The organism is Citrobacter sp. CRE-46, assembly GCF_059615875.1.
The window spans coordinates 938,218-953,787 of sequence record NZ_CM184341.1; the positions used below are offsets into that span (position 1 = coordinate 938,218).

The window sequence follows — 15,570 nt, forward strand, 5'->3', positions numbered from 1 at the left end:
GCGCCGCTATCGCTACGCCATCACGGCGATGCGTACAGGCGCTAACCGCAGATAGCGCGTTTCTCGCTTTCCGGGGGACGGGGCAAGTTGAACAGGTTTTTTCCCGCGCGGTGAACCTGTTGATACCTGACCAGCAGCGACTGTTGACGTTGCTGAGTGAAGGTTGTGATAACGCGCCTAATAGCTGTCGGCTGGCGCTGACGCATTGCGCGGACCTGTTTCTCCCCGGTGAGCAGGTCAGATTTACCGAGTCGGGCATAGCCGTTGGCAAAGATAAATGGATAGAGACCTCTGGTTGCCTGCCGTGGCGCATACCACAGTGGACGGCAGATACAGTCACCCTCGCCGCAGTCCGCTGGCAGCGCTGGGAAGAGGTAATCCGCCAACAGTTAAGCAGCGACGACACATTATTTTTGTATCAGGGGGACAACCCGTTTTATCAGGAAATCACCCGTCAGTTACTCAACCGCCGACAAACACTAATAGCGGCGCTATATACGGGAGTAAATATTTCAACAGCGGCCAGCCATTTAATTGGTCTGGGAATTGGCCTGACGCCATCATCCGATGATTATTTAGTGGGCTTAAGTGCCATTTTATTAATCCCAGGACATCCGCTGGAGAAATATCGTGGGGATTTTTTAGCGGCATTTCAATGCGCCGGAAATAATACGACGCTACTTAGCAAAATAACGCTCGAAGAAGCTTTGCATCAACGTTATCGGGAAAGCGTCGTGCGGCTGCTGCAGCATATTATTACTGAGCAACAACCCGTTTCTACGCAATATATTACTGACATTAAAAATATCGGCTCAAGTTCTGGCTGCGACATGCTGTATGGCATGGCGGACGCCTGCGCCCTGAGCCACAGGTCCGGAGGGAATTATGTCGATCAGGATAGTTGTTAAAAAGAACACGTATTTTGATTCCGTTTCACTGATGTCTATCTCCACACGCGCCAATAAGCTCGATGGCGTTGAGCAGGCATTCGTGGCGATGGCTACGGAAATGAACAAGGGCGTGCTGAAGAATCTCGGCCTGCTGACGCCTGAACTGGAAGAGGCGAAAAGTGGCGACCTGATGATTGTCATTAAAGGCGCCAGCGAGGCGGCGAACGACCAGACATTGGTCGCAATTGAAGATCTGTTTACGCATAAAGAGCAGGGCGGCCAGCATGAAGCGCGCTATGCCACGCTCGCCAGCGCGAAAAAGCATGTTCCTGACAGCAATCTGGCGGTGATCTCGGTCAACGGTTTGTTTGCGGCGCGTGAAGCGCGTCAGGCGCTGCAAAATAACCTCAATGTGATGCTGTTCTCTGACAACGTTTCTCTTGAGGATGAACTGGCGCTAAAACAGCTGGCGCACGAAAAGGGGCTGTTGATGATGGGGCCAGACTGCGGAACCGCCATTATTAACGGCGCGGCGCTGTGCTTTGGCAACGCGGTACGTCGCGGCAACATTGGGATTGTGGGCGCATCCGGCACTGGCAGCCAGGAACTGAGCGTGCGCATTCATGAATTTGGCGGCGGGATTTCCCAACTGATTGGCACCGGTGGTCGCGATCTGAGTGAGAAGATTGGCGGCCTGATGATGCTTGATGCGATTGGCATGCTGGAAGCCGATCCGCAAACCGAAATCATTGCGCTTATCTCTAAACCTCCTGCCCCAGCGGTGGCGCGCAAGGTGCTGGAGCGTGCGCGCGCCTGCCAAAAGCCAGTCGTGGTGTGCTTCCTCGGACGCGAAGCCGCGCCTGCGGATGAAAAAGGTCTGCAGTTTGCACGCGATACCAAAGAAGCGGCGCTGAAAGCGGTGCTGCTGACCGGCGTGAAAAAAGAGAGCCTGGACCTGCATCCGCTCAACTGGCCGCTGATTGAAGAGGTCCGCGCCCGCCTGACCCCGCAGCAAAAGTACATCCGTGGCTTATTCTGCGGCGGCACGTTGTGTGATGAGGCGATGTTTGCCGCCATGGAAAAACACGCGCAGGTTTACAGCAACATTCACCCCGATCCGGCGTTCCGCCTGAAAGATCTCAACCGCAGCGTGGCGCATACCTTCCTTGATTTCGGTGATGACGATTTTACCAACGGTAAACCACACCCGATGATCGATCCCACCAACCGTATCAGTCGTCTGTTGCAGGAGGCGCGCGATCCTGAAGTGGGCGTGATCGTGATGGATTTCGTGCTTGGATTTGGATCGCATGAAGATCCGGTCGGGGTGATGCTGGACGCGATCGTTGAAGCCAAAGCGATCGCCGCCGCAGAGGGTCGTCCTCTGGAAATCCTCGGCTATGTGCTGGGAACCGATCTCGATACGCCGTCGCTGGAAAAACAGTGCCAGATGCTGACCGATGCCGGGGTTATCTGGGCGAGCAGTAGTACCAACACCGGATTGCTGGCGCGTGAATTTATCTGTAAAGGGGAGGAAGCCTGATGAGCCAGACACTGTTTAACCAGCCGCTGAACGTGATTAACGTCGGCATCGCGATGTTCAGCGATGACCTGAAAAAGCAGAACGTACCGGTAACCCTGCTTGACTGGACGCCGCCGGGCCAGGGCAACATGCAGGTGGTCGCGGCGCTGGACGACATTGCTGATTCGCCGCTGGCGGACAAAATCGCGGCCGCTAACCAGCAGGCGCTGGAGCGCATCATCCAGTCGCATCCGGTGCTGATTGGTTATGACCAGGCCATCAACGTGGTGCCGGGCATGACCCGCAACACCATTTTGCACGCCGGCCCGCCGATCCGCTGGGAAAAAATGTGCGGCGCGATGAAGGGCGCGGTAACCGGGGCGCTGGTGTTTGAAGGGCTGGCGAAAGATCTGGATGAAGCCGCCGAACTGGCCGCCTCGGGGGAGATCATCTTCTCTCCGTGCCACGAGCATGACTGTGTTGGCTCGATGGCGGGTGTGACGTCGGCGTCGATGTTTATGCACATCGTGGAGAACAAAACCTACGGCAACCGCGCATATACCAATATGAGCGAGCAGATGGCGAAGATCCTGCGCATGGGGGCGAACGATCAGAGCGTTATCGATCGCCTGAACTGGATGCGCGATGTGATGGGACCGATGCTGCGTGATGCCATGAAACTGGCGGGTGAAATCGATCTGCGTCTGATGCTGGCGCAGGCGTTGCACATGGGCGATGAATGCCATAACCGTAACAACGCCGGGACGGCGCTACTGATTCAGGCGCTAACGCCGTGGATCATCCAGACCGGTTATCCGGTTGAGCAGCAGCGCGAGGTATTCGAGTTCGTCCTCAGCAGTGATTACTTCTCCGGGCCGACCTGGATGGCGATGTGTAAAGCCGCGATGGACGCCGCACACGGCATTGAATACAGCACCGTGGTCACGACGATGGCGCGTAACGGCGTCGAGTTCGGTCTGCGCGTCAGCGGGTTGCCGGGGCAATGGTTTACCGGTCCGGCGCAGCAGGTGATTGGCCCAATGTTCGCGGGCTATAAGCCGGAAGATTCCGGGCGCGATATTGGCGATAGCGCGATTACCGAAACCTATGGCATTGGCGGTTTTGCCATGGCGACGGCGCCTGCCATTGTGGCGCTGGTCGGCGGTACGGTCGAGGAGGCGGTCGATTTCTCTCGCCAGATGCGCGAAATCACCCTCGGTGAAAACCCCAACGTTACCATTCCGCTGCTCGGTTTTATGGGCGTACCGACTGCTATCGACATTACGCGCGTGGGCAGCACCGGCATTTTGCCAGTGATCAACACCGCCATTGCGCACAAAGATGCGGGGATCGGCATGATCGGCGCCGGAATCGTTCACCCGCCGTTCGCCTGTTTTGAAAAGGCGATCCTCAACTGGCGTGACCGCTACTGCTAATAACAACAACCGGGGCTAACGGCGTTAGCCCCACAGTAGCAAAGCGCAAAACGTTGCTTACCTGCAGGGCTGGGCGATCTCCGCGATCGCAAACGATGCTTAACCTGTTAAGGATATTCCATGAACAGCATAAAACTAGAATGGAAACGTGGTGACTGGGCGGCTTACTTTGGGCTGATGACCAACAACCTGACGAACCTGCTGACAATGATGGGGCTGCTCATTTTTGTCGTCGGGATCCCAACCGAAATAGTCTATGGCCGCATTGCGCCTGCCTTTGGCCTGGCGGTGCTGGTGGCCAGCGTCTGCTACGCCTGGTTTGGCCTGCAAATGGCAAAACACACCGGACGTAATGACGTAACGGCGCTGCCGTCCGGGCCGAGCGCACCGTCGATCTTTACCGTGACCTTCCTGGTGCTGATGCCGGTTTATCAGCAAACCAAAGATGCCAACTTCGCCATCCAGATTGCGCTGGTATGGTGCTTTGTGGAAGCGTTAATCCTGGTGGGCGGCTCCTTCCTGGGCGAGACCATCCGCAAGATGATCCCACGAACGGTACTGCTCTCTTGTTTATCCGGCCTGGGCCTGCTGCTGTTGGCGATGAACCCAATGCTGCAGGCATTTGAAGCGCCAACCGTTTCTTTCATCGTCCTGCTGCTGATCTTTATTAACTGGTTCGGTAAGAAGCCGATTTTTGCCCGCATTCCTACCGGTTTGCTGCTGCTGATTGCCGGGACGGCCCTGGCGTGGATCTCGGGTTTGCAAAGCCCGGAAGCGATTAAAGCGTCGATGTCTTCTTTTGGCTTTAACCCGCCGGAAATTCATGTCGACAGCTTCCTGCAAGGGTTGCCGCACGCGCTGCCGTATCTGGCGTCTGCGGTGCCTCTGGGTCTGGCGAACTACATTTTTGACCTCGAAAACATAGAAAGCGCGCACGCCGCAGGCGATGAGTACAACACCCGTAAGGTCATGATGGCGAACGGTTTTGCCTCCATGCTCGGTTGCATGCTGGGCAACCCGTTCCCGGTGACCGTGTATGTCGGCCATGCAGGCTGGAAGGCGATGGGCGCCAGCATTGGTTACACCCTCGCTTCAGGCGTCACCATGTTCCTGGTACCGCTGTTTGGTCTGGGGGCGTTTATGCTCGCCATTATTCCGATGACCGCGATAGTGCCGATTTTGGTGTTTATCGGCGTGGTGACCGCCAACCAGGTGGTGCGAGAAACGCCCAAAGTCGAGGTTCCCGTTATCTTCATCTGTCTGTTCCCGTGGATCGCTAACTGGGCGCTAACCATCGTTAATAGCGTGATGGGCGCGGCCGGTACGTCAGCAGGTAAGCTCGGTAGCGACCTGCTGCACAGCAAAGGCGTCTATTACGACGGGCTGGTGCATCTGGGAAGCGGCGCGCCGCTGGCCAGCATGCTGTGGGGCTGTGTCGCCATCTTCGCCATTATGAATAAGCCACTGCGTGGGGCGATTGCCGCCGCCTTTGGCGCACTGCTGTCGCTGTTTGGCGTGATCCACTCCCCGGCGGTCGGCTTTGCAGAGGGCAGCTCGATGATGTTTGTGCTGGCCTACCTGATGATGAGCGGCATGTTTGTCCTCAAGCACGTGCTCGACAGCCGTGAAGCGGTGACTGCGCCTGAGCAGCAACCGACAAAATCCACCTGAATCGCCTGCAAGCGGAAGATGACACTATGAAAGAACTTGTGGTCGTTGCCATTGGCGGCAACAGCATTATCAAAGATAACGCCAGCCAGTCGATTGCGCACCAGGCTGAAGCGGTTAAAGCGGTGGCGGATACGGTGCTGGAGATGCTGGCATCGGACTACAACATTGTGCTGACGCACGGTAACGGACCGCAGGTGGGGCTGGATCTGCGACGGGCGGAAATCGCGCATGAGCGTGAAGGTTTGCCGTTGACCCCATTGGCAAACTGTGTCGCCGATACCCAGGGCGGCATCGGTTATCTGATCCAACAAGCGCTGAACAATCGTCTGGCGCGGCGCGGCGAGCAGAAAGCGGTCACCGTGGTGACCCAGGTGGAGGTCGATAAAAACGATCCGGGCTTCGCGAATCCAACCAAACCTATCGGTGCGTTCTTTAGCGCAGCCCAGCGCGATGAACTACTGCGGGTCAATCCCGGCTGGCGCTTTGTGGAGGATTCCGGGCGCGGCTACCGTCGGGTGGTCGCTTCGCCAGAGCCGAAGCGCATCGTCGAAGCGGAGGCGATTAAGGCGCTAACCCGGCAAGGCTTTGTGGTGATTGGCGCGGGCGGCGGTGGGATCCCGGTGGTGCGTGGTGAGCAAGGTGATTACCAGAGCGTGGACGCGGTGATTGACAAAGATCTTTCCACAGCGCTGCTGGCTCAGGAGATTCACGCCGACATTCTGGTGATCACCACCGGCGTTGAGAAAGTGTGTATTCACTTTGGCAAACCTGAGCAGCAGGCGCTGGATACGGTGGATGTCGCCACGATGACCCGCTACATGCAGGAAGGACATTTCCCGCCGGGCAGCATGCTACCCAAAATCGTTGCCAGCCTGACATTCCTGGCACGCGGCGGTAAGCGAGTGATCATCACCACGCCAGAATGTCTGCCCGCCGCACTCCGCGGCGAAACGGGTACCCACATTGTCCATTCCTGAGAGGAGATGCGAATGAAAGAAAGTAACAGCCGCCGCGAATTTTTAAGCCAGAGCGGAAAAATGGTGACCGCTGCCGCGCTGTTTGGCGCGGTGGCCCCGGTCGCGTATGCTGCTAATCCTGTCGGGAACACCTGCGGGTCGAAGAGCACAATGACGATTAACGATAAACACTATTACCTGGATAACGTCCTGCTGGAAGCTGGGTTTGATTACGAAAATTCGGTGGCAGTCCATACCCGTACCGCGCTGCAAACCATCGAAATCCAGGACGGAAAAATCGTTGCGTTGCGCGAGAATAAGCAGCATCCGGATGCGACACTGCCGCACTACGATGCGGGCGGCAAGCTGATGCTGCCCGCTATGCGCGATATGCACATCCACCTGGATAAAACCTTTTATGGCGGTCCGTGGCGTTCACTGAACCGTCCGGCTGGCACTACTATTCAGGATATGATCCGCCTGGAGCAAAAGCTGCTGCCTGAACTCCAGCCTTACACCCAGGAGCGCGCGGAAAAGCTTATCGATTTGCTGCAATCCAAAGGTACCTCGATCGCCCGCAGCCATTGCAACATCGAACCGGTTTCCGGGCTGAAAAATCTGGAAAACTTGCAGGCGGTGTTGGCGCGTCGTCAGCCGGGTTTTGCCTGTGAAATCGTGGCATTTCCGCAGCATGGCCTGCTGTTATCAAAATCTGAACCGCTGATGCGTGAAGCGATGCAAGCGGGGGCGCATTACGTTGGTGGTCTGGACCCAACCAGCGTGGACGGGGCGATGGAAAAATCCCTCGACACTATGTTCCAGATTGCGCTGGATTACGATAAAGGCGTGGATATTCATCTGCACGAAACCAGCCCGGCGGGCGTGGCGGCGGTGAATTACATGGTGGAAACGGTAGAGAAAACGCCGCAGTTGAAGGGCAAACTGACCATCAGCCACGCTTTCGCGCTGGCAACGCTGAACGAACAGCAGGTTGACGCGCTGGCGACTCGTATGGCGGCTCAGCAGATTACCATTGCCTCAACGGTGCCGATTGGCACGCTGCATATGCCGCTCAAACAACTGCGTGACAAAGGCGTGGAGGTGATTACCGGGACCGACAGCGTGATTGACCACTGGTCGCCGTACGGGCTGGGAGACATGCTGGAGAAGGCGAATCTGTACGCGCAGCTCTATATTCGCCCCAACGAGCTTAACCTGTCGCGCGCGCTGTTTCTTGCCACCGGCGATGTGCTGCCGCTAAACGATAAAGGCGAACGCGTGTGGCCGAAAGCGCAGGATGAAGCCAGTTTTGTGCTGGTGGATGCTTCCTGTTCGGCAGAAGCGGTTGCCCGCATCTCCCCCCGCACCGCGACCTTCCATAAAGGACAACTGGTGTGGGGGAATGTCGCAAGCTAGTCTGGATTTACGCGCAGCGGCAACCGCTGCTGCGCACTCTGCTCGTTAACCGACGATCCCCATATAGCCGTGAATCCCCATATATAAGCCGACCATCGCAATGAGCGCACTGGAAAAATAAGGCGCTTTGCGTGCCAGCGTATTAAATCCACTCCAGCGTTTGGCCGCCTGCTGTACGCTAATTGCTGCGCCCACACCCACCGTCACCAGCGTCAACGCCAGTCCGAGGCTGAAGCACAGCACCATAGTCGCGCCCAGCGTGAAGGCTTTGAGCTGGATGCATATCAGCAGCACTGTAATGGCGGCTGGGCACGGGATAAGCCCGCCGGTCAGGCCGAACAGTAATATTTGGCCGTTGGTGACCTCTTTGCCCGCAAAGCGGCGCTGAATATCAGTGGCATGCGCCCGTTCGTGGGCATCCTGATACTCTTTTGAACCCTCGCTCAGCCCTGCCAGCGCGGCATGGTCATGATCGTGTTCGTGGTGATGATGGTGATGATCATCATCGTGGTCATGATGATGGTGGTGGTGATGATGATCGTCATGATCATGGTGATGCTCGTGATGCGTCCGGGCCAGCCAGTTCTGCTCTCCCTGCCAGGTGCGCCAGAACATCCAGAATGCAGTGCCGAGAATAATAATCGCCGAGACAAACTGCAGCCAGGGCTCAACGGCCTGGGCGGTAAACGCTTTGCTGATATACATCCCGCCCAGTGCTATCAACCACACCACGGCGGTATGCGAGAGTGTAGCCGCCAGCCCCAGCATCACCGCCTGTTTGATGGTGCCTTTAATGGCAATAATAAAGGCCGCCATCATCGTTTTCGAATGTCCCGGTTCCAGACCGTGTAACACACCCAATAAAATCGCGCTGGGAATGAAAAACCAGGCATTGCCTTGCTGAAGAAGTGTAGAAAACTCACCCATGAGAATGATTCTTAGTTGTTTAATTTTGCCCGATTCTACTCCCCCCCAGTATGAAATACTACCCCCCAGTAGAATGTCGATGGTATTGTCGCTACGACAAGACGTTAAAAAGGTAAAGCTATGTCACATACGATCCGCGACAAACAAAAGCTGAAAGCCCGAACCAGCAAGATTCAGGGGCAGGTAGCGGCGTTGAAAACCATGCTGGATGAACCGCATGAATGCGCGGCAGTATTGCAGCAAATCGCGGCGATCCGCGGTGCGGTAAACGGGTTAATGCGTGAGGTGATTAAGGGGCATCTGACCGAGCACATCGTGCATCAGGGCGATGAAATAAAGCGCGAAGAAGATTTGGATGTGGTCCTGAAAGTACTGGATTCGTATATCAAATAAGTCAGTTGAACGGCTCATCCATATACTGGAATGAGCCGTTAACTATACGTTCTAGCCAAAAAACATCACAGATACACACAGCAACCCGACAATCAGAGTGATCAGATTACCCACTGAACGGTACGGCTTTAACGCCGGTATCAGATAAGTGGAGAGAGTCGGCATGATAAACAAAATCATGGCGATGAGTGGCCCGCTAATGGCGTAAATCATTGAAATCGCATTAGGATTAATGCAGCAGACGATAAACGTAATGGCCGAAACTAACATAATGGACAGGGCGCGGTTAAAAGCCCGGCTTTTCTTCACGCCCACCTGATGCAGCGACGTTTTTACCACTTCTGTTGCCCCTTCAATCACGCCAAAGTAGGTGCCAAGGAACGATTTTGACATCGCCACAACGGCGACAATAATCCCGGAAATCGACAGCCATGCCGGTGCGTTTGGCATCATCGATAACGCTGACAGAATGGTCACGCCTTCATTTTTCGCGTCTTCGATATAGTTTGTCGGAATCGAAAGCAAACAGCTGAAGACGAAAAACAGTACGCTCAGGCAGATGATGACGTAGGCGACCTTCATGATTTTTTTGCATTTACCCATGGCCTGCTCGCCGTATTTCTCACGTCGGTCAATGGCGAACGTTGAGATAATTGGCGTATGGCTAAAAGCGAAAACCATCACGGGAATAGAGATCCAAACCTGATGAAGCGTGTGCTGATCGAAAGACATCTGGCCGGTGAGTAGCGTTGGCTGCCAGCTTCCGGTCAGGTAGAGCGAAAGGAACAAAAAGTACGCGATGAGCGGGAATACCAGAAAGCCCATAACCCGAATGGTGGCTTGTCGGCCCATCAGAAAAATCAGGTTCAGTACCAGCACCACGCCGAGACTCACCAGCACGCGAACACGCAAATCGATGGCGATATGTTTTGCCAGCTGTTCGGTGAGTGAATTGGTTATCGCCACGGCGTAGATCAGCACGACGACAAAGAAGGCAATAAAATAGAGAGTGGTGATCAGGTTACCGATCTTCTTGCCGTAGTAATGGGTGACTGCACCGGTGATGCCTTCGCCTGCTGACGTTTTTGACGACAGGATAAACTGGCACAGCGCCTTGTGTGGCCAGTAGGTTAAAGGCCAGGCCACGAGGGCGGTGATAAACAGCACCACCGCGCCTGCAGAACCCAGCTGTATGGGGAGGAAGAGGGTTCCTGCGCCGACGGCAGTCCCATATAGTGCGAAGCTCCAGAGAGTCTCTTCTTTTGACCAAATTTTCGACATTATTTGAACGTATCAACTATAAAATAAACAAAAAGAAGCGCAATTTACCACAAATGAGAGGGGCTGGGGGAAGTGTGAACAAGCGGGCTGGTGAATGGATGAATAGCCGGAATCAAGATAATTCCGACTATTTATTGAATTATCAGGCAGTAACGCGCTGCTGGCGGCGCTTCATCATGCGCTCGCGTAATGTGTCATACGCCCAGTTATAGAACATGGTGTACGGCAGGAAGAACAGGAAGAAACCTATTTCCAACGTGAATGCCTGAAGCAGGCTGACGTTCAACACATAGGCCACGATGCTCACCCCGATCACAATAAACCCGCTCTCGAAGCCTAAGGCGTGAAAGGCGCGAACTTTAGCCGTACGTTTTACCCGATGCGACGGCCATAAGCGGTCAAACAGGGCGTTATAAATGATATTCCAGATCATCGCCGTGGTAGCCAGAATAATGGTCAGTCCGCCCATTTCCAGCACCGAACGCTGCATCAGCCACGCGGTAGTCGGCGCAAGGATCGCGGTGGCAATACCTTCAAAACAAACGGCATGAAAAATTCGCTCTACTAACGAGCGGCGCTGGACTGTATCGTGTTGCATAACCTCAAACCTTCTTTGATGCCCGGATAACGGAATGGTGGCAATTTTATCGTTTTATGTGATATCTAAAAGATAGTATCCATCGATAAAGTAGATAGTTCATGCGTTACTCTCCTGAAGCATTAACGGCATTTGTAGAGACCGTTTCCTGCGGCTCATTTTCTGCGGCGGCCCGACGGCTGCGTAAAAGCCAGTCCACTATCAGTACGGCAATTGCGCATCTGGAAGCCGATCTCGGTTTTGCGTTGTTTGACCGATCCTCCCGTCAGCCAACGCTGACCGAAGAAGGTAAACGGGTGCTGGGCTATGTGCAGGCAATTTTGACGGCCAGCGAACGTCTCGATGAGGCGGCAATCTCGCTGTCGGGTGAGACGGAGGCGCGCCTGACCTTCGTGCTTTCGGACACGCTGCACCCGGATGTGCTGGAAGAACTGATGGTGCAGTTTGACCGCAAGTTTCCGCATACCGAGTTTGAATGTCTGATTGGTGAAGATGAAGACGTGATCGATCTGCTGCAAAAAGGGCGCGCGCAGGTCGGATTGATTGAGGCAAGAGAGGATTACCCGACCGACATGGGCGTGACGCGGCTGCCGATGCAGTCCTGGATGGGGTTGTACGTTGCGGACTCGCATCCGCTGGCGAGTCAGGAAAAACTACAATGGGAACAACTCCACACCTGGCGCGAACTGCGCCTGAATACCTACCTGGAAAGCGGTACAAACGTGGCGCGCGGACCGGTCTGGTCAGCGCCTAACTATTTGTTGTTGCTGAGTATGGCGGTTCAGGGATTCGGTTGGTGCGCGCTCCCTTGTGCGCTGGTGGAGGAGTTTGCCGCGGAAAAACCGCTGGTTCAGCTACAGGTGCCCGGCTGGCCAAAGGCTATCTCTATCGATTTGTTGTGGAATAAGAAATCACCGCCTGGCGTGGCGGGAAGTTGGCTGCGCGACCATTTACAGCAGAGTGGCGTTCAGATGACCAATAAATGATACGAAATTCCTTTGTGATAAAAATCACCATTTTTAAACAACTTTGATAACTACTTTTAACAATCATCTACTATTGCGGTGTTATTTTGCGCTGAGGTAGTGATGAAAGAGGTTGTGATAGTCGGGGCGTTAAGGACACCGATCGGCTGCTTCCAGGGAACACTGGCGCGCCACTCTGCCGTTGAGTTAGGCAGCATGGTGGTCAGAGCGTTGCTGGAACGCACGGGCGTGGATGTTCACGCCGTGGATGAAGTGATCCTCGGGCAGGTGCTTACCGCAGGTGCCGGGCAGAACCCGGCCCGTCAGTCCGCCATCAATGGTGGGCTACCTAATACCGTTTCCGCCATCACCATTAACGATGTTTGCGGTTCGGGGCTGAAAGCGCTGCATCTGGCGACCCAGGCTATCCAGTGCGGTGAAGCTGACATTGTGATTGCCGGCGGGCAGGAGAATATGAGCCGTGCGCCGCATGTCCTTACCGATAGCCGCACTGGCGCACAACTGGGGAACAGTCAACTGGTCGACAGCCTGGTGCATGACGGTCTGTGGGATGCTTTCAACGATTATCATATGGGCGTCACTGCGGAAAACCTGGCGCGGGAATATGGCATTAGCCGTGAATTACAGGATGCCTACGCGCTGCACTCGCAACACAAGGCTCGGCTGGCTATCGACGCCGGACGCTTTAAAGATGAAATCGTGCCGGTGGTGACCCAGCGTAATGGTCAATCATTCGTAGTGGATACCGATGAGCAACCGCGTACCGATGCCAGTGCGGAAGGGTTGGCGCGTCTGGATCCTACCTTCGACCGGCTCGGTTCGGTCACCGCGGGGAACGCCTCATCCATCAACGATGGCGCCGCCGCGGTGATGATGATGAGCGAAGCCAAGGCGCAGGAGCTGAATTTGCCGGTGCTGGCCCGCATTCGCGCGTTCGCCAGCGTCGGGGTCGATCCCGCACTGATGGGGATTGCGCCAGTGTATGCTACGCGCCGCTGCCTTGAGCGTGTGGGCTGGCAACTGGCTGATGTTGATCTGATCGAAGCCAACGAAGCGTTCGCCGCGCAGGCATTGTCCGTTGGGAAAATGCTGGAGTGGGATGAGCGGCGGGTAAATGTGAACGGCGGCGCTATTGCGCTTGGCCATCCGATTGGCGCATCGGGTTGTCGTATTCTGGTTTCGCTGGTGCATGAAATGGTGAAACGTCGGGCGCACAAAGGGCTGGCAACGCTGTGTATCGGCGGCGGTCAAGGGGTGGCGCTCGCTATCGAACGAGACTAACGATCTTAGATTTCCCTTCTTAAACACCTTTTTAGTGTGTTACCCCGGCATCCATAAAAAAGCCCTCCAACAGGAGGGCAAGGCCAGTTACAGAAACATACACTCTAAACGCCGTCAATATATCAAAACATTGTTTCATTTCATGTGATTGACTGCGCACTTTGTCAGCAAAGGTGTGCGAACATCGTATGTGCCCGGCTGTATTTTCAATGTCTTATCCCTGCCACTCATGATTATCTCCTTTGTATTTTATCTATCTAATTGTTTTAAATGATTTTATTTGAATTGCTCCCGCGATTTATTTGCCGAGCGTGATCGCAATTACACTTTTGATAATAAGCTGCGGGAAAAGTGAAACAACGTTTCATTTGCAATTGAAAACCCTATCCGGGAGGGCTATCATGAGCGCATTAGATAAAACGGAACAGCGTTTTGCTATTCGTTAAAGTATTCACGGTCAATTTATCACTGGAGGTAAATGTGGACGTAAGACAAAGCATCCATAGTGCGCATGCAAAAACCCTCGACACTCAGGGGCTGCGTAATGAGTTTTTGGTCGAAGAAGTATTTGTCGCAGATGAATACACCATGGTTTACAGCCACATCGACCGTATTATTGTCGGCGGTATTATGCCTGTGGCCAAAACCGTCTCTGTGGGTGGCGAAGTCGGTAAACAACTGGGCGTAACCTATTTTCTCGAACGCCGTGAGCTGGGTGTGATTAACATCGGTGGTCCGGGCACGATTACCGTTGACGGTCAGTGCTATGAAATTGGTCATCGTGATGCGCTGTACGTCGGCAAAGGGGCAAAAGAAGTCGTGTTTGCCAGCGTTGATACGGCGAAACCGGCGAAGTTTTACTACAACTGCGCGCCGGCCCACACGACTTATCCAACCAAAAAAGTCACGCCTGCTGACGTTGCGCCAGTGACGCTGGGCGACAACCTCACCAGTAATCGTCGCACCATCAATAAATATTTTGTGCCGGATGTGCTGGAAACCTGCCAGTTGAGCATGGGCCTGACTGAACTGGCGCCGGGCAACCTGTGGAACACCATGCCGTGCCATACCCATGAACGCCGTATGGAAGTCTACTTCTACTTCAACATGGAAGAAGATACCTGCGTCTTCCACATGATGGGACAGCCCCAGGAAACGCGTCATATTGTGATGCACAACGAGCAGGCGGTGATTTCGCCGAGCTGGTCTATTCATTCAGGCGTTGGCACAAAAGCTTATACGTTCATTTGGGGCATGGTTGGTGAAAACCAGGTCTTTGATGATATGGACCATGTCGCCGTCAAAGATCTGCGCTAGTTGCGGGCGACAGCCGTGCCTGCCTGCGGCGGGCATTATAAAAAATTAAGGATTTACAATGATTTTGAATGCATTCTCTCTTGAAGGTAAAGTCGCCGTTGTGACCGGTTGCGACACCGGCCTGGGTCAGGGTATGGCGCTGGGGCTGGCGGAAGCGGGTTGCGATATTGTCGGTATCAACATTGTTGAACCGACGGAAACCATCGAACGTGTGACCGCACTGGGCCGCCGTTTCTTGAGTCTGACCGCCGACCTGCGCCAAATTGATGGTATTCCAGCGCTGCTGGAGCGCGCAGTGGCAGAATTCGGCCATATCGATATTCTGGTCAACAATGCGGGCCTTATCCGTCGTGACGATGCGATCGACTTCAGCGAAAAAGACTGGGATGACGTGATGAACCTGAACATTAAGAGCGTATTCTTTATGTCTCAGGCCGCGGCGAAGCACTTTATCGCTCAGGGTAACGGCGGCAAAATTATCAATATCGCCTCTATGCTCTCTTTCCAGGGCGGTATCCGCGTTCCGTCTTACACCGCGTCTAAAAGCGGCGTAATGGGCGTCACCCGTCTGATGGCGAACGAGTGGGCAAAACATAACATCAACGTCAACGCGATTGCGCCGGGTTATATGGCGACCAACAACACTCAGCAACTGCGTGCTGATGAGCAGCGTAGCGCAGAAATCCTCGATCGTATTCCGGCAGGACGTTGGGGACTGCCGAGCGACCTGATGGGGCCTGTCGTGTTCCTGGCGTCCAGCGCGTCTGACTATATTAACGGCTATACCGTTGCGGTAGACGGCGGCTGGCTGGCACGTTAATACATTCCCTGAACAACAAACCCTGTCATCTGGCAGGGTTTTTTTGGTTTTAAGTTATTTTAATCCATATTCTGTC

The 15,570-nt window shown here is 54.6% G+C and carries 14 protein-coding genes; 11 read left to right on the top strand and 3 right to left on the bottom strand.

Annotation, left to right across the window (positions count from 1 at the left end):
• Positions 1-8 precede the first annotated feature (8 nt).
• The 6 genes from AC534G_RS04555 to AC534G_RS04580 all read left to right on the top strand — a co-directional run bounded on the left by AC534G_RS04555 (position 9) and on the right by AC534G_RS04580 (position 7,891).
• Entirely contained in the window at positions 9-908 is a 900-nt protein-coding gene (locus AC534G_RS04555) for an oxamate carbamoyltransferase subunit AllH family protein (RefSeq protein WP_496594601.1), read from the top strand.
• Positions 886-2,433 carry an acyl-CoA synthetase FdrA gene (fdrA, locus tag AC534G_RS04560; protein ID WP_110496942.1) on the top strand — a complete coding sequence of 516 codons (1,548 nt, stop codon included), beginning with the start codon at positions 886-888 and terminating at the stop codon, positions 2,431-2,433. The genes AC534G_RS04555 and fdrA overlap by 23 nt, the downstream gene beginning before the upstream one ends.
• A complete protein-coding gene (locus AC534G_RS04565; RefSeq protein WP_110496944.1) occupies positions 2,433-3,848 on the top strand; it encodes a YlbE family protein in 1,416 nt (471 codons plus the stop codon). The genes fdrA and AC534G_RS04565 overlap by 1 nt, the downstream gene beginning before the upstream one ends.
• Before the next feature lie 120 nt (positions 3,849-3,968).
• Positions 3,969-5,519: a xanthine permease gene (locus tag AC534G_RS04570; protein ID WP_110496946.1), complete on the top strand. Its 1,551-nt coding sequence runs from the start codon at positions 3,969-3,971 to the stop codon at positions 5,517-5,519.
• Positions 5,520-5,545: 26 nt separating this feature from the next.
• Positions 5,546-6,496: a carbamate kinase family protein gene (locus AC534G_RS04575; RefSeq protein WP_038633380.1), complete on the top strand. Its 951-nt coding sequence runs from the start codon at positions 5,546-5,548 to the stop codon at positions 6,494-6,496.
• A 12-nt stretch (positions 6,497-6,508) separates the two neighbouring features.
• Positions 6,509-7,891, top strand: coding sequence for an amidohydrolase family protein (locus AC534G_RS04580; RefSeq protein ID WP_110496947.1), 1,383 nt, complete (start codon positions 6,509-6,511; stop codon positions 7,889-7,891).
• Positions 7,892-7,936: 45 nt separating this feature from the next.
• On the opposite strand, the gene AC534G_RS04585 is transcribed toward AC534G_RS04580, so the two are convergent.
• The gene (locus AC534G_RS04585; RefSeq protein ID WP_069324835.1) at positions 7,937-8,818 is read right to left on the bottom strand and encodes a nickel/cobalt efflux protein RcnA; all 882 of its coding nucleotides are present in this window, start codon (positions 8,816-8,818) and stop codon (positions 7,937-7,939) included.
• A gap of 120 nt (positions 8,819-8,938) precedes the next feature.
• On the opposite strand from AC534G_RS04585, the gene rcnR reads away from it, so the two are divergent.
• Positions 8,939-9,211, top strand: coding sequence for a Ni(II)/Co(II)-binding transcriptional repressor RcnR (gene rcnR / locus AC534G_RS04590; protein ID WP_003825567.1), 273 nt, complete (start codon positions 8,939-8,941; stop codon positions 9,209-9,211).
• A 51-nt stretch (positions 9,212-9,262) separates the two neighbouring features.
• On the opposite strand, the gene AC534G_RS04595 is transcribed toward rcnR, so the two are convergent.
• Both AC534G_RS04595 and AC534G_RS04600 read right to left on the bottom strand, forming a co-directional pair.
• Entirely contained in the window at positions 9,263-10,492 is a 1,230-nt protein-coding gene (locus AC534G_RS04595; protein WP_038633372.1) for an amino acid permease, read from the bottom strand.
• Between the two features lie 142 nt (positions 10,493-10,634).
• On the bottom strand, positions 10,635-11,090 hold the full coding sequence (locus AC534G_RS04600) for a multidrug/biocide efflux PACE transporter (RefSeq protein ID WP_087856765.1): 456 nt from the start codon (positions 11,088-11,090) through the stop codon (positions 10,635-10,637).
• 101 nt (positions 11,091-11,191) lie between these two features.
• Here AC534G_RS04600 and AC534G_RS04605 point away from each other — a divergent pair, with 101 nt between their 5' ends.
• The 4 genes from AC534G_RS04605 to kduD all read left to right on the top strand — a co-directional run bounded on the left by AC534G_RS04605 (position 11,192) and on the right by kduD (position 15,494).
• Entirely contained in the window at positions 11,192-12,076 is an 885-nt protein-coding gene (locus tag AC534G_RS04605) for a LysR family transcriptional regulator (protein ID WP_069324839.1), read from the top strand.
• A 102-nt stretch (positions 12,077-12,178) separates the two neighbouring features.
• The gene (locus tag AC534G_RS04610; protein WP_110496949.1) at positions 12,179-13,357 is read left to right on the top strand and encodes an acetyl-CoA C-acetyltransferase; all 1,179 of its coding nucleotides are present in this window, start codon (positions 12,179-12,181) and stop codon (positions 13,355-13,357) included.
• Between the two features lie 480 nt (positions 13,358-13,837).
• Positions 13,838-14,674 (top strand): 5-dehydro-4-deoxy-D-glucuronate isomerase, encoded by an 837-nt coding sequence (kduI, locus tag AC534G_RS04615; RefSeq protein WP_042310807.1) that lies wholly within the window; start codon positions 13,838-13,840, stop codon positions 14,672-14,674.
• A gap of 58 nt (positions 14,675-14,732) precedes the next feature.
• Entirely contained in the window at positions 14,733-15,494 is a 762-nt protein-coding gene (gene kduD / locus AC534G_RS04620) for a 2-dehydro-3-deoxy-D-gluconate 5-dehydrogenase KduD (protein WP_003033923.1), read from the top strand.
• The last annotated feature ends 76 nt before the right edge of the window (positions 15,495-15,570 follow it).

Bases quoted from the DNA above. Each gene is read 5' to 3' on its own strand.
- fdrA (WP_110496942.1), top strand. From the start codon at position 886: ATGTCGATCAGGATAGTTGTTAAAAAGAACACGTATTTTGATTCCGTT.
- AC534G_RS04605 (WP_069324839.1), top strand. From the start codon at position 11,192: ATGCGTTACTCTCCTGAAGCATTAACGGCATTTGTAGAGACCGTTTCC.
- AC534G_RS04565 (WP_110496944.1), top strand. From the start codon at position 2,433: ATGAGCCAGACACTGTTTAACCAGCCGCTGAACGTGATTAACGTCGGC.
- AC534G_RS04610 (WP_110496949.1), top strand. From the start codon at position 12,179: ATGAAAGAGGTTGTGATAGTCGGGGCGTTAAGGACACCGATCGGCTGC.
- rcnR (WP_003825567.1), top strand. From the start codon at position 8,939: ATGTCACATACGATCCGCGACAAACAAAAGCTGAAAGCCCGAACCAGC.
- AC534G_RS04595 (WP_038633372.1), bottom strand. From the start codon at position 10,492: ATGTCGAAAATTTGGTCAAAAGAAGAGACTCTCTGGAGCTTCGCACTA.
- AC534G_RS04585 (WP_069324835.1), bottom strand. From the start codon at position 8,818: ATGGGTGAGTTTTCTACACTTCTTCAGCAAGGCAATGCCTGGTTTTTC.
- kduD (WP_003033923.1), top strand. From the start codon at position 14,733: ATGATTTTGAATGCATTCTCTCTTGAAGGTAAAGTCGCCGTTGTGACC.
- AC534G_RS04575 (WP_038633380.1), top strand. From the start codon at position 5,546: ATGAAAGAACTTGTGGTCGTTGCCATTGGCGGCAACAGCATTATCAAA.
- AC534G_RS04600 (WP_087856765.1), bottom strand. From the start codon at position 11,090: ATGCAACACGATACAGTCCAGCGCCGCTCGTTAGTAGAGCGAATTTTT.
- AC534G_RS04580 (WP_110496947.1), top strand. From the start codon at position 6,509: ATGAAAGAAAGTAACAGCCGCCGCGAATTTTTAAGCCAGAGCGGAAAA.
- AC534G_RS04570 (WP_110496946.1), top strand. From the start codon at position 3,969: ATGAACAGCATAAAACTAGAATGGAAACGTGGTGACTGGGCGGCTTAC.